This window comes from Pseudomonas sp. LAIL14HWK12:I10 (assembly GCF_900184205.1).
In the GTDB taxonomy this organism is placed as follows: domain Bacteria; phylum Pseudomonadota; class Gammaproteobacteria; order Pseudomonadales; family Pseudomonadaceae; genus Aquipseudomonas; species Aquipseudomonas kermanshahensis.
In genome coordinates this window covers 189,314-202,923 of record NZ_FXWU01000003.1, presented here as the reverse complement: position 1 = coordinate 202,923, position 13,610 = coordinate 189,314, and the positions used below count along the sequence as shown (strand labels likewise).

Below are 13,610 nucleotides of genomic sequence, written 5' to 3'. Positions count from 1 at the left end.
GCGCTGCGCCCCAAATCTGTGTAGGAGCAGCCTTGCGCTGCGAAGAGGCCGGTGCAGGCACAGTCAATCTTCGTTGCTATCACCGGCCTCTTCGCAGCACAAGGCTGCTCCTACCGGGTAATGCATAAACCCTGAATGGCTTGCCCTGCCCAGGCAGCTTGGTAAGCCATTAAAGATTGTCGCAAACCGCAGGTCACGTGCAGTGGCGCTGCGCCCCCAATCTGTGTAGGAGCAGCCTTGCGCTGCGAAGAGGCCGGTGAAAACACAATCAATCTTCGTTGCTATCACCGGCCTCTTCGCAGCACAAGGCTGCTCCTACCGGGCAATGTGTAAACCCCGAATGGCTTGCCCGGCGCAGGCGGCTTGGTAAGCCATTAAAATAAGCGCCCCTTAGGGCCCAATTGCATCGTTTTTCATGGGCGCAGGTGCGCTCTATAGTCCTCGCAGACCAGTCGAAACACCGCCGTGTTTCATCGATGCGAGACAATGACATGAATAACCAAGCAAAGGTAGCTAACGGCGTGCAGCCGGGTATCGGGACGCGGGTGGTGTGGGAGGGGGAACAAGTCGAGCACCCCTTCAATGCCACCCAAACCCCGATCATCGCCAGTGCCGCCTACGGCTACCAGGATATCGACGCCTGGTACGACATCGCGCTGGGCAAGCAGCCGGGCTTCATCTACAGCCGCATGAGCAACCCGACGGTTGCGGTCCTCGAGGACAAGCTCTGCGCACTGGAGCACGCCGAGTCGGCCGTGGCCTTCAGCACCGGTATGGCGGCCATCAGCGGTGTGCTGCATACCTTCCTGTGCAATGGCAAACGCGTGGTCTCGACCCGCGACAGCTACGGCGGCACCAACAAGATTTTCGAAGAATTCCTGCCCCGTCAGGGCGTCGAAGTGACGCTGTGCGACACCCTCGACACCGACGCCATGGAGCGTGAAATCGCCCGGGGTTGCGATGTGGTCTACCTGGAGACCCCGAGCAACCCGACGCTGAAAATCCTCGACATCCGCCGCTTGGTGGCCGCAGCAAAGCGTGTGGGCGCCTTGGTCGTTGCCGACAACACCTTCGCCACGCCGCTGAACCAGAACCCGCTGCTGCTGGGCGTCGATGTGGTAGTGCACAGTGCGACCAAGTTCCTTTCCGGCCATGGCGATGTGCTGGGCGGGGTGGTCTGCGGCAGCGAAGCCTTGATGGCGCAGGTGCGTCACTACCGCGAAATCAACGGCGCTTCGCTGGACCCGTTTTCCGCGTACCTGATCATTCGCGGCATCAAGACCCTGGCGCTGCGCCTGCGCCAGCAGCAGGCCAGTGCCCAGGCCCTGGCTGAGTACCTGTGCAGCGAGCCGTTGGTCGAGTCGGTCAACTACCCCGGGTTGCCTGGGCACCCAGGCCACGCGATCGCCAGTGCGCAGATGCGCGGCTTTGGCGCCATCGTCAGTTTCGTGCTGGTGGGTGGGATGGGCACTGTCGTCAAGTTGCTGCCCAAGCTGCGCTACGCCCACCGCGCCGGCAACCTGGGTGCAGTGGAAACCATCTACGGGCCGGCACGGACAACCAGCCACGTGGAAAACACCCTGGAAGAGCGCCAGGCACTGGGCATCTCAGAAGGCCTGGTGCGGGTGTCGGTCGGCATCGAGGATACCGCCGACCTGCTGGAAGACCTGCGCCAGGCGTTCGCCGCTGTGCAGGTCGAGCGCGCGCAGGGGCAGGGCAGCGACACCTGTGGCCGGCACGTCGAAGTGTCCACCTGAGGCGTCGGGCACGCCCTTCCTGATTCATGAAAGCCATAACAATAACAGCCGCTGACACAGCGACGGTGGCGGCCTCAGGGTCGCCTGCCGGCTGCTGTGCCAGCCACTTCATGAGAACTCAACTATGTCCACCGAACACTCAAACGCGGCGTCGGGCCACCCGGCCGGGTACAAGAAAGAGATGCACACGCGCCATATCGTCATGCTGGCGCTGGGCGGCGTGATCGGCACTGGCCTGTTTCTGACGTCAGGCTACACGGTCAACCAGGCCGGGCCCTTGGGCGCGGTCATCGCCTATATCGTCGGCGCGGTCATGGTCTACCTGGTGATGGTCTGCCTGGGTGAACTGGCGGTGCAGATGCCCGAAACCGGCTCGTTCAGCAGTTATGCAACCCGCTATTTGGGGCCTGGCACCGGGTACACGGTGGCCTGGCTGTACTGGTTGACCTGGACGGTGGCGATCGGCTCGGAGTTCACCGCGGCGGGTATCCTGATGGTGCGCTGGTTCCCCGACACGCCGGTGTGGATCTGGAGCGCGTTGTTCGCGATCACGGTACTGGTCAGCAACGTGGTGTCGGTACGCCTGTTTGCCGAGACCGAATTCTGGCTGTCGCTGGTCAAGGTGCTGACGGTGATCGCCTTCATCGCCATCGGCGGGGCGGCGATTTTTGGCCTGCTCGATGTGCAGCACGTGCAGGGCATCGGGCTGTCCAACTTCACCCGCGAAGGCTTGTTCCCGACCGGCTTGCTGCCGATCGCGATGACGTTGCTGGCGGTGTCGTTCGCCTTCTCCGGCACCGAACTCATCGGCATTGCCGCCGGTGAGGCAAAAGACCCACAGGACAGCGTGCCCAAGGCGATACGTACTACGGTAGTACGATTGGCGCTGTTCTTCGTCGGCACCATCATCGTCCTGGCCACCTTGCTGCCGCGTGAACAGGCAGGCCTGGTCGAAAGCCCGTTCGTCATGGTCTTCGACCTGATCGGCATTCCGTACTCGGCAGACATCATGAACTTCGTGATCCTCACCGCGCTGCTGTCGGCCGCCAACTCCGGGTTGTATGCGGCCTCGCGGATGCTGTGGACGCTCAGTGATCAGGGCCATATGCCCAAGTGCTTCGCCCGCCTGTCGCCACGCGGCACGCCGGTCAACGCCATCATGCTGAGCATGGCCGGCGCCGCGGCGTCGTTGCTCAGCAGCGTGCTGGCGCCAGACACGGTGTACTTGGCGCTGGTGTCGATTTCCGGCCTGGCAGTGGTGGTGGTGTGGATGAGCATCGCCGCCAGCCAGATGGCCTTCCGCCGGCACTATGTGGCCAATGGCGGCCGGGTCGAAGACCTGCACTTCAGGGTGCGCGGCTACCCGTGGGTGCCGCTGGGCGCGATTGCCTGCTGCGTGCTGGCGTGTGTCGGCATTGCCTTCGACCCGGAGCAGCGCGTTGCCCTGTATTTCGGCATCCCGTTCATTGCCTGGTGCTACTTCGTCTACTGGGTGACCCGCAACAAACGTGCACAGCGCCTGGCGGCTGCGGCATCGGCAGGCGCGGGTGTTGGCGCGACCTGAACAAACCGGTTCATGATGCACGGATTCAACTGTGAACGAGGTCGTGTCGATGAAGCAAAAATCCCTGCCGCCGCTCAACTGGCTGCGGTCGTTCGAAGTGTCGGCACGCGCCTTGAACTTTACCCACGCGGCGGAGGAACTGCACCTTACCCAAGGCGCGGTAAGCCAGCAGATTCGGCAACTCGAAAGCCACCTGGGCGTGGCCTTGTTCAAGCGCTTGCCCAGGGGCCTGGGCCTCACCGAAGAAGGGCAGTCGTACCTGCCGGTGGTGCAGGATGCAATCAGCCGCCTAGCGGTGGGCACCAACGAGATTTTCGGCCAGCACAAGCGCGGCCCCGTGAAGGTGCGTGGCAGCCTGTCGTTTCTGCAGTACTGGCTTGCCCCGCGGCTGCCGGACTTCAGCCGCCAGCACCCGCACATCGATATCCGCTACATCAGCAACCTCTGGGTCAAGGCGCCCGATGGCGAGGACGACCTGGAAGTGCGCTGGGGCAATGGCGAATGGCCCGGCCTGCATGCCCAACGCTTGACCTGGGACGTGTTGGTGCCGGTGTGTTCGCCGGCACTGATGGCGCGCTCGGCCATTCGCGAACCACGCGACCTCAGGCACCACCCGCTGCTGCATGTGCTGGGTTATGAAGAGGGCTGGGGGTATTGGCTCAAGCGGGTGGGCGCGGACGATGTCGATTATTCGCGCGGGCTGCAGTTCGACACCCTGGTGTCCACCATCCGCATGGCCGAGCTGGGGCAGGGGGTGGCGCTGGCGCGGTCCTCGGTGGTCGAGGACCTGCTCAGGGACGGCCAACTGGTCGCGCCGTTCAGCCAGCGCATCGAAGCGAGCGAGTCGTTTTACCTGGTACGCGAGCAGGGCCGCCCATTGCCGCCCGATGCCGCGCTGTTTTCATCCTGGCTGGTGGCACACGCGCACCGGCCTTTGTAACCCTGTGGAGTTTTCATGCACTACGTAAGTACCCGCAACGGTGATGTACGGGCGGACTTCCGTGAGGTGGTGCTGTCGGGGCCTGCCGCTGATGGCGGGCTGTACGTGCCAGCACACTTGCCGGTGATCAGCCCGGAGGAGATCGCCAGTTGGTCATGGCTGCCGTTCGATGAGCTGGTCTGGCGGGTGATCGCGCCCTTCGTCGGCGATGCCATCGACGATCAAGCCTTGCGGGCGCTGCTCAGCGACAGCTACAAGGCCTTCAGCCATCGTGCCATCACGCCGCTGCAGCAGATTGGCCATAACGAATGGATCCTGCAGCTGTTTCATGGCCCTACCCATACCTCAAAGGACTTTGCCGCACAGCTTCAGGCGCGGCTGGTCAGCCACTTTCTCGAGCAGTCGGGCGAAGCGGCGTTGGTGGTCGGTGCCACCAATGGCGATACCGGCATTGCCGCCATCGAAGCCTTCGCCTCCAGGCCGAAGGTGCGCCTGGCGATTCTCTACCCCCGCAACGAGATCCCGGCAGACCGCCTGGCCGCCTTGCAGGCGGGTGACCCTGCCAGTGTTCAGCTGATACCCGTCGATGGCAGTTTCGATGACTGCCAGACCCTGGTGGCGCGGCTGTTCCGTGCCTGGCCGCTGGAAGGGTTGATACCGGTGTGTTTCAACTCCACCAACTGGGTCGGGGTACTTGCCCAGATCGTGTTCTACTTCCATGCGGCGCTGCAACTGGGGGGCGGCACCCGCCCGGTCGGGTTCAGTGTGCCCGCAGCGAGTTTCGCAGAGATCTACGCCGGCTTCATTGCGCAGAAAATGGGCCTGCCGATCAACCAGGTGATCGTGTCGACCAACAGCAACGATGCCCTCCACCGGTTTCTGCACCGCAATCGCTACGCGCCGCACGCCAGTCAGCGCACATTGTCACCGGCCATGGACTTCTCGCTCTATTCGAACCTGGAGCGCTTCATCTGGGAGCTGTACGGGCGCAGTGGCAGCAGCGTTGCGGCACTGATGGCGCAGTTCGAGGCTTGCGGTGAATTGAGCATCGGCAATGCGCAATGGCTTCAGGCGCGGGTGTTGTTCGACTCTTATGCGGTGGATGAGGCCGAGGTGCGCCGCGAAGTCATCAAGCTGCGCACGCAAGCCGCAGCGCTGGTCGACCCGCACACGGCTGTCGGCGCGCTGGCCGGCCGCATGCATCGACGCAGCCTGGGCGCACCGATGGTGACCCTGGGCCAGATTGCGCCGGCCAAGTCGGCTGCGCTGTTGGCGCAGTTGGGCGTGTGGGAGGGTGAGCTTGCACCGCAGCCCGTGGTGCAGGACGGGCCGCCAGCCTTGTGCAGAGGGGACCTTGATGGCTTGTGCCAGGCCCTGCTGGCAGCGCAGTCGAGGCCGGCATGAAACGCATCCTCGACCCGCTGGACGAGCGCATTCTTGCCGAATTGACTGCCAATGCGCGGATTGCCCATGCCGAACTCGGGGCCAAGGTCAACCTCTCGCGCAATGCGGTGCGCCAGCGTATCGAACGGCTTGAGCGCGATGGCGCGATACAGGGCTACACCGTTCGGCTGGGGGATTCCCGCCGCCCTTCATCGTTGATCAGCGCGGCGATTTTCGTCTATCGCTACGACCGCATGCGCGGTGACGACGTGCTGGCCAAATTGCGCACCTTACCTGAAGTGATCCAGTGCGAAGTGCTCAGTGGCGAGTTCGACTTGATGCTGAGGGTTGCTGCGGCGACCCCGGAACGGGTCCACGCCGTCTGGAAAGAAATCGCCGGCATGCCGGGTGTTGAAAACACCGTTACCTCGTTTGTGCTCTCCGCTGTCTTCTAACCCCCATTCTCCCCTGCGCGTGCCCCTTTCTGTAGGAGCGGCCTTGTGTCGCGAAAGGGCTGCAGAGCAGCCCCCACAATTCAGGCGGCGATGCTGAAACCTGGGGGTCGTTCTGCGACCCTTTCGCGACACAAGGCCGCTCCGACAGGGAACGCGAGCTGCCTGTGGCATCCGTAAAGTGGCCATTTCGCGTGTGGGCAGAACGCCCAATAAATACGGCACTTTGGCCTATTCAACTGCCCGTAGCCGGCTCGTACGCTAGGCCCATCAAACAACAGCAAAAAGGAATGCCTTCGTGACTGAATACAACATTGCCCTGGTCGGTTTTGGCGGTGTCAACAGAGGCCTGGCCCAGTTGATCGCAACGCATAATGACAGCTGGCAGGCCACCCTCGGCTTCAGCCTGAAGATCGTCGGCGTCACCGACCTGTTCCTCGGTTCGGTGGTCGACCGCAATGGCCTGGACGCTGCCGCGCTGGCAGCCTTGCCCGCCGAAAAGGGCGCGCTCGCCCTGATTGCAGGGGGCACTGCCGAGGCGTTCAACGAGACCGTCATCAAGCAGTCCGGCGCGGACATCATCGCTGAGGCTACCTTCACCAACCCGGTCGATGGCGAGCCGGCGGCCACCTTCTGCCGCTGGGCGCTGGAGAGTGGCATCCATGTGGTGACCACCAACAAGGGGCCGATTGCATTGCACGGCGCCGAACTGAAGGCGCTGGCGCGCCGCCACAATGTCGCGTTCGAATACGAAGGCGCGGTCATGAGCGGCACCCCGGTGATCCGCCTGGCCAAGCAGGCCCTGGCAGGTTCGCAAATTCAAGGCTTCGAAGGCATTCTGAACGGCACCTCCAACTACGTGCTGACCCGCATGAAAGACGGCATGTCGTTCGCGGATGCGGTGGCCCAGGCGCAGCAACTGGGGTACGCAGAGGCCGACCCGACGGCGGACGTCGAAGGTTATGACGTGCGCCTGAAGGTAGTGATCCTGGCCAACGAGTTGCTGGATGCGCGCTTGAGCGTCAGCGACGTGATGTGCTCGGGCATCAGCGGCATCAGTGCGTCGGATATCGTCAAGGCGCATGCCACGGGGCAGTGCTGGAAACTGATCGGCGCTGCCAGCAAGGGCGCTGACGGCACGGTGTCCGCGAGTGTCGAAGCGCGTCTGTTGCCGCTCGATCATCCGCTTGCCGGCATCAATGGCGCGGTCAATGCGGTGTCGTTCAACAGTGGGCTGCTGGGGCCGGTCACGGTGTCCGGGCCGGGCGCAGGGCGTATCGAAACCGCCTATGCCTTGCTCTCCGACATCATCGCCCTGCACACCACCCCGCGTCATTAACGGAGCCTTTATGAGCGTATCTCGCATGGCCAGTGTTCACGCTGTAGCGCCGAGCCACATCGACGTGTTCAGCCCCTTCGACGGCCGTCTGGTGGGGCGTGTGCCCAATCTGGACGCCACGGCCGTGCCCGCCTTGCTGGCACGCGCACGGGCGGGGTGCCTTGAGAGTGCAGCGATGCCCCGGCACCGTCGCGCGCGCATTCTCGAAGAAGCGGCGCGGTTGGTCGAAGCCGATGCGGCTGTGTTCGCCAACTTGATCGTGGCCGAAGCCGGTAAAACCCTGCGTCAGGCCCAGAAGGAAGTGAAGCGCTGTGTGAACACGCTGAAGCTGTCCGCCGAAGAAGCCCGACGCAATGCCGGGGAGGTGGTGCCGTTCGAAGCCTATGAAGGGTCCGAAGCCCGCCAAGGCTGGTTCAGCCGCGAACCGCTGGGCCTGATTGTCGCGATCACGCCCTACAACGACCCGCTGAACCTGGTGGCGCACAAGCTGGGCCCGGCGATTGCCGGGGGCAATGCGGTGATCCTAAAACCGTCCGAGCTGGCGCCGTTGTCGGCGTTGAAACTGGTCGATTGTCTGGTGCAGGCCGGGCTTGGCGAAAACGTGGTGACCACGGCAACCGGTGGTGTCGAACTGGGCAAGGCGCTGGTCGAGTTGCGTGAGGTGCGCATGATTTCGTTCACCGGCGGTTTTACCACCGGCGAATCGATCGCCCGCAGCGCAGGGCTCAAAAAGCTCGCCATGGACCTGGGCGGCAATGCGCCTGTACTGGTGCTGGAGGACTGTGACCTGGGGCCGACCGTGGAGTCCTGTGTCTCTGGGGCCTTCTGGGCGGCGGGGCAGAACTGCATCGGCACGCAACGGATTCTGGTGCAGCGCGCGGTGTACGAAGCCTTCCGCGAGCAGTTCGTCGCGCAATCCAAAGCTTTGCAGCTGGGTGACCCCGCCAGCCCGGACACGGATGTCGGCCCGATGGTTACCGAGCAGGCGGCCCGCCGTACCGAGCAACTAGTAGAAGAAGCGCTGGGGCAGGGGGCGACGCTGCTTTGCGGTCATCGCCGGCAAGGTGCTCTGTACGCACCTACGGTACTGGAAACGGTCAGCCACGACAGCCGTATCTGGCTGCAGGAAGTGTTCGCCCCCGTAGTAATCCTGGAGCCGTTCGACACCCTCGACCAGGCCGTTGCCCTGGCCAATGCCCCGGAATACAGCCTGCATGCAGGGGTATTCACCCGAGATCTGTCGACGGCGCTGAAGCTGGCGCGGCGGATCGAGGCCGGTGGCGTGATGATCAACGACTCCTCCGATTACCGCTTCGACGCCATGCCGTTTGGGGGCTTCAAATACGGCAGCCTGGGCCGCGAAGGGGTGCGGTTTGCCTATGAGGACATGACCCAGCCCAAGGTGGTGTGCATCAACCACCTGGATTGATGGCACCAGGGTCAGATTTTGATTCAGGTGAGGCCTATGGGAGCCGGCAAGCCGGCTCCTGAAAGCCTGGACCCGCTCTGGCTCAGGCCTTCCAGAGAACACATAGGCATAACGATATACCCTTTAATTCTTTGTCTCCCGAGCCCGCCTGCTTTCAACTAGCGCCTTTTTGAACGAGCGCTGCCCGTGGAGCACTGTGAAGTCATCGTCATCGGTCTGGGCGCCATGGGCGCCGCCACCGTGTATCAGTTGGCCAAGGCGGGTGTCGATGTGGTCGGTATCGACCGCTATCACCCCCCGCATACCCTTGGCTCAAGCCACGGCGATACACGCATCACCCGGCTTTCTGTAGGCGAGGGCGCGCAGTATGTGCCCATCGTCAAACGGGCCCAGCAGCTCTGGCGAGAACTGGAAGCGCTGTCCGGCGAGTCGTTGTTCGAACAGTCTGGCCTGCTCGCACTGACGTCCAGCCCCGACTTCGACCCCGACGATAAAAGCGACTTCACCCTGCGCACCATCGGGTTGGCCAAGACCTATGGCATCGAACACGAAGTGCTCGATGCCAAGCAAATCCGCCAGCGCTTTCCACAATTCGCACACGTGCGCGATGACGCGATCGGTTACTTCGAGCCCGGTGGCGGTTTCGTGCGCCCCGAGCGCTGCATCGAGGTGCAGTTGCGCTTGGCAGCGCAGCACGGCGCCACATTGCACACTGGCGAAACGGTGACCGGCATCAGTTCGGATGAGCACGGCGTCACGGTTACCACCAACCTGCGCACGGTCAAGGCTGGCAAGCTGGTGTTCAGCGCCGGTAACTGGGCGGGCGGGTTGTTGGGTGAGCCCTTCGACCGGTTGCTGAGTGTCTACCGGCAAATGCTGTTCTGGTTTGAGCTTGAGCCGGGTGCAGGCCTGGAGGGCGCATCGCCCACGTTCATCCTCACCCATGGGCGCGGCGACAACAGCATCAACTACGGCTTCCCTGCGCAGCCCGGCGAGGGCAGCTTGAAAATTGCCACGGCTCAGTACCACACGGCTTCGCAGCCCGACTTGTTGGACCGCAGTGTGTCTGCCGAACAAGCTCGCGCAATGTACGAGCAGCAAGTGCAAGGCCGTATTGCCGGGGTTACCGACAAAGTCCTCAAGTCGGCCGTGTGCGCTTACACCGTTACCCCGGACAGGCACTTCATCATCGACCAACACCCCACGCTCAAGCACACCCTGGTGGTGTCGGCCTGTTCTGGCCACGGTTTCAAACACTCGGCTGCCTTGGGCGAAGCCTTTGCACAGTGGTGCACCCGCGGCTCCACCGACCTTGACCTGTCCTCTTTCACCCTCAAACGATTCGAAGGAACACTCTCGTGAAGCGCATTGCACTCTCGCTTGCCCTGCTGGCGGCCACCCTCGGTACTGCACAGGCCGAAACGCTCAAGATCGCCGTGGTGCCCGTGCCTCACGCCGAAATCCTCGAGTTCCTCAAACCCGAATTGGCCAAGCAGGGGGTGGAGCTCGAGGTCAAGGTGTTCACTGACTACATCCAGCCGGACCGCCAGGTTGACGAGGGCCGACTGGACGCCAACTACTTCCAGAGCAAGCCTTATTACGAGGCGTACCAGAAAGACCGCCCGAGCAGCGATCAGGTACCGGTCGTGGCCGTGCACATCGAACCGTTCGGTGCCTATTCCAGCAAGATAAAATCGGTCGCCGAGCTGCAGGATGGCGCCACCGTCGCGATCCCCAACGACCCTACCAACTCCGGGCGCGCACTGTTTTTGATCGCCAAGCAGGGGCTGATTACCCTCAAGGACCCGAGCAACATCATGGCAACCGCCGCCGACATCACCAGCAACCCCAAGCACCTGAAGTTCAAGGAGCTTGAAGCCGCCATGCTGCCGCGCGTACTGGGCCAGGTAGACATGGCGCTGATCAACGCCAACTACGCGCTGGAGGCCAAGCTGGTGCCACACAAGGATGCGCTGTTTATCGAAAGCGCTGAGTCGCCGTATGCCAACTACCTGTACGTGCGCCGGGACAAGGCCAACGACCCAGCGGTGCAAAAGCTGGGGGCGTTGTTGAACTCGCCGCAGGTGAAGGCGTTCATCCTCGATCGCTATCACGGTGATGTGGTGCCGGCGTTTTAATTTGGTCGAAGTATCACTGACGCCACAATAACGCCTGGGTAATCGTTCAGGCGTTTCTTGAAGGCAGCCGTTGTAAGGTCAGGTGTGGGAGGGTTGCTTTTAGTGGCTAACGCCCCGGTTCCCTTGATATCTGCTCCGTGGCATACCGCACATCGTTGCACATAGAGATTTTTGCCATTGGCGTTTTCTGCGAAGGCGTGGGGTATTTGCATGAGCGATAAAACCCCTAGTAAAACGAAGAACAGTTTTTTTGATGTCAGCTGGTATTTTTGTTGAGCAAGCATCCCACAGTGGTCCGACATTCTTTCTTACTTGGGTTTCAGTCAGTTAGGGCCTAGGGGGCCGCTGCGCGGCCCATCGCAGGCAAGCCAGCTCCTACAGGTTAGCGCGACTCACAAGAAATACGCGATCCCTGTAGGAGCTGGCTTGTCGGGGCGCCGAACCGCTGCGATGGGCTGCGCAGCGGCCCCAATTACCGGCGATAACACCTAACTGACTGGCATTAAAGGCCCGTGAACTCTCATGCTCAACGCCGCAACAGGCGGCTCAGAACTAACGTGATGGCTGCACCAATGGCCAGCGCTGCGATGGGCTTCTCTTTCACAAAAGTAGAAACGTTATTCAATGCGTCACCGTAGCTTTTAGTGAGTTGGCCAGCGACCTGGCGCCCATCACCCTCAGCTTCCAGGGCGGGGTCGTCAATCAGCCGACCCACCGCGCTTTGTGCTTTACCGGTTACCTGCTCTGCAACACCTTCAATCTGTTCACGTTTCATAAATGATCGAACCTTTCTAGTGAGTGGCAATGGTCTTGCTGCTCAGGCTTAGGGTGTAGGGTTAACCAATTAGTTCAAAGAAGCTGTGGCCAGCTAATTGCCAACGTGTGGACAGCGCCACTTACGCAGTCGCCACGTCGCCATATCAACTATTTATGTCCTTTGTGTGAAAGTTACGAAATACGTGAACTAAGTATTTGCCCCCAGCGATTCCTCCCGCAGTGCTGCATCACCAGAATAGCCGCCCTCAATTTGAACCGTCAGCCTCACACAATGGCCGCATAGTTGGCCAGGTGGGCTGTCGGCCTTGCATGCGCCCGTTGTTCGGGCTGATGTAACCGATACTGAATGCTAGGTAAGGAAAGTGTCATGGGAATGACCAGGCGTAAGTTTTTGATTGGCGGCGGCGTTGTGGCAGCTGCGGCAGGTGCGGGGATTCTTACCCCTATGCTGACGCGCGAGGGTCGGTTGATCCCCGGCAAACCGCGGTTCGGTTTTGTCGAAGGCACCGAGGGTGTGCTGCCCAAGCAAGCAGACGTGGTCGTCATCGGCGCGGGCATTCTCGGTCTTACCACCGCGATCAACCTGGTCGAGCGTGGCCTGTCGGTCGTCATCGTTGAGAAAGGTGATATTGCCGGCGAGCAGTCCTGCCGGTTCTATGGCCAGGTCATGACCTACAAGATGCCGGATGCGACCTTCCAGTTGCACCACCTTGCCAAGCAACGCTGGCGCGAAATGAATGCCAAGGTTGGTGCTGACACCAGCTACCGCACTCAAGGCCGTGTCGAAGTGCCGTTCGATGAAGAAGACCTGGAAGGCGTCAGAAAGTGGATCGACCTCAAAACCCGTGAGGTTGGCTCCGACATCCCCTTCAAGACCCGCATCATTCAAGGCACTGAACTTGAGCAGCGCCTGCGCGGTGCCTCGTCCAGCTGGAAGATCGCAGGGTTCGAGGAAGACTCGGGCAGCCTGGACGCCGAGCGTGCCTCGTACGTTATGGCCGAGTACGCCAAGAAAATGGGCGTGCGCATCTACACCCACTGCGCTGCGCGTGGGCTGGAAACCCAAGCAGGTGCCATCTCCGACGTGGTGACCGAGAAGGGCGCCATCAAGACCTCTCGCGTCGTCGTGGCCGGCGGTGCCTGGTCCAGGCTGTTCATGCAGAACCTGGGTGTCGATGTACCGACCTTGCCTGCCTACCAGTCCCAGCAGATCATCAGCGCGGCACCTCGTGCACCGGGCGGTAACGTTGCGTTGCCAGGGAACATCTACTTCCGCGAGCAAGCTGACGGCACCTACGCCACCTCGCCGCGCGTCGTGGTTGCGCCGGTGGTCAAAGAGTCCTTCATGTATGGCTACAAGTACCTGCCACTGCTGGCCATCCCGGACTTCCCGGTTCACGTCTCGCTCAACAAGCAGTTGATCGATTCGTTCCTGCAGCCAACCAGCTGGAAGCTGGATGAAGTGTCGCCGTTCGAGAAAAACAGGCTGATGACGGCGGCCCCTGACCTTCCAGAGCTCAATGCCTCGCTGGCAAAACTCAAGGTCGAATTCCCAGCCTTCGCCGAGTCGAAACTGATCGATCAGTGGAGCGGCGCCATGGCGATCGCCCCGGACGAAAACCCGATCATCTCGACCGTCAAAGAGTACTCTGGCCTGGTCATCAACACCGCGACCGGTTGGGGCATGACAGAAAGCCCGGTGTCTTCCGAATTGACGGCCGACCTGCTGCTGGGCAAAGCCCCAGTGCTGGACCCAACACCGTTTAGCCTGTATCGATTCTAAACCCCGCTACGACAATGGAATGACCGTGCATGCCTCGTCGAGGCGTGC

At 61.9% G+C, this 13,610-nt stretch carries 11 protein-coding genes and 1 pseudogene; 10 read left to right on the top strand and 2 right to left on the bottom strand.

What is annotated here, in order from left to right; translation table 11 throughout:
• Positions 1–491 precede the first annotated feature (491 nt).
• From QOS90_RS08015 to QOS90_RS07975, 9 genes are all read left to right on the top strand, one after another.
• Positions 492–1,757, top strand: a complete 1,266-nt coding sequence (locus QOS90_RS08015) for a cystathionine gamma-synthase family protein (protein ID WP_027596345.1) — start codon at positions 492–494, stop codon at positions 1,755–1,757.
• A gap of 124 nt (positions 1,758–1,881) precedes the next feature.
• Entirely contained in the window at positions 1,882–3,321 is a 1,440-nt protein-coding gene (locus tag QOS90_RS08010; protein ID WP_027596346.1) for an amino acid permease, read from the top strand.
• A 49-nt stretch (positions 3,322–3,370) separates the two neighbouring features.
• Entirely contained in the window at positions 3,371–4,261 is an 891-nt protein-coding gene (locus tag QOS90_RS08005) for a LysR substrate-binding domain-containing protein (RefSeq protein WP_027596347.1), read from the top strand.
• Positions 4,262–4,276: 15 nt separating this feature from the next.
• Entirely contained in the window at positions 4,277–5,665 is a 1,389-nt protein-coding gene (thrC, locus tag QOS90_RS08000) for a threonine synthase (protein ID WP_027596348.1), read from the top strand.
• Positions 5,662–6,099, top strand: coding sequence for an Lrp/AsnC family transcriptional regulator (locus tag QOS90_RS07995; RefSeq protein WP_027596349.1), 438 nt, complete (start codon positions 5,662–5,664; stop codon positions 6,097–6,099). Before thrC ends, QOS90_RS07995 begins: the two co-directional genes overlap by 4 nt.
• Positions 6,100–6,394: 295 nt before the next feature.
• The gene (locus QOS90_RS07990; RefSeq protein ID WP_027596350.1) at positions 6,395–7,435 is read left to right on the top strand and encodes a homoserine dehydrogenase; all 1,041 of its coding nucleotides are present in this window, start codon (positions 6,395–6,397) and stop codon (positions 7,433–7,435) included.
• Between the two features lie 10 nt (positions 7,436–7,445).
• Complete coding sequence (locus tag QOS90_RS07985; protein WP_027596351.1) at positions 7,446–8,864, top strand: aldehyde dehydrogenase family protein; 1,419 nt, start codon at positions 7,446–7,448, stop codon at positions 8,862–8,864.
• A 186-nt stretch (positions 8,865–9,050) separates the two neighbouring features.
• Positions 9,051–10,226 carry an N-methyl-L-tryptophan oxidase gene (gene solA / locus QOS90_RS07980; protein WP_027596352.1) on the top strand — a complete coding sequence of 392 codons (1,176 nt, stop codon included), beginning with the start codon at positions 9,051–9,053 and terminating at the stop codon, positions 10,224–10,226.
• Positions 10,223–11,002 carry a MetQ/NlpA family ABC transporter substrate-binding protein gene (locus QOS90_RS07975; protein ID WP_027596353.1) on the top strand — a complete coding sequence of 260 codons (780 nt, stop codon included), beginning with the start codon at positions 10,223–10,225 and terminating at the stop codon, positions 11,000–11,002. The genes solA and QOS90_RS07975 overlap by 4 nt, the downstream gene beginning before the upstream one ends.
• On the opposite strand, the pseudogene QOS90_RS07970 reads toward QOS90_RS07975, so the two are convergent.
• Together QOS90_RS07970 and QOS90_RS07965 are read right to left on the bottom strand one after the other, a co-directional pair.
• Positions 11,002–11,286 (bottom strand): annotated as a pseudogene (locus QOS90_RS07970) (c-type cytochrome); the annotation flags it as partial. The gene QOS90_RS07975 and the pseudogene QOS90_RS07970 overlap by 1 nt on opposite strands.
• 242 nt (positions 11,287–11,528) lie before the next feature.
• Complete coding sequence (locus QOS90_RS07965) at positions 11,529–11,777, bottom strand: CsbD family protein (protein WP_027596354.1); 249 nt, start codon at positions 11,775–11,777, stop codon at positions 11,529–11,531.
• Positions 11,778–12,170: 393 nt separating this feature from the next.
• On the opposite strand from QOS90_RS07965, the gene QOS90_RS07960 reads away from it, so the two are divergent.
• Entirely contained in the window at positions 12,171–13,562 is a 1,392-nt protein-coding gene (locus tag QOS90_RS07960) for an NAD(P)/FAD-dependent oxidoreductase (protein ID WP_202883856.1), read from the top strand.
• Positions 13,563–13,610 lie beyond the last annotated feature (48 nt).

Coding starts and splice junctions, on each gene's coding strand:
- QOS90_RS07985 (WP_027596351.1), top strand. CDS start 7,446: ATGAGCGTATCTCGCATGGCCAGTGTTCACGCTGTAGCGCCGAGCCAC.
- QOS90_RS08015 (WP_027596345.1), top strand. CDS start 492: ATGAATAACCAAGCAAAGGTAGCTAACGGCGTGCAGCCGGGTATCGGG.
- QOS90_RS07995 (WP_027596349.1), top strand. CDS start 5,662: ATGAAACGCATCCTCGACCCGCTGGACGAGCGCATTCTTGCCGAATTG.
- QOS90_RS08010 (WP_027596346.1), top strand. CDS start 1,882: ATGTCCACCGAACACTCAAACGCGGCGTCGGGCCACCCGGCCGGGTAC.
- QOS90_RS08005 (WP_027596347.1), top strand. CDS start 3,371: ATGAAGCAAAAATCCCTGCCGCCGCTCAACTGGCTGCGGTCGTTCGAA.
- thrC (WP_027596348.1), top strand. CDS start 4,277: ATGCACTACGTAAGTACCCGCAACGGTGATGTACGGGCGGACTTCCGT.
- QOS90_RS07965 (WP_027596354.1), bottom strand. CDS start 11,777: ATGAAACGTGAACAGATTGAAGGTGTTGCAGAGCAGGTAACCGGTAAA.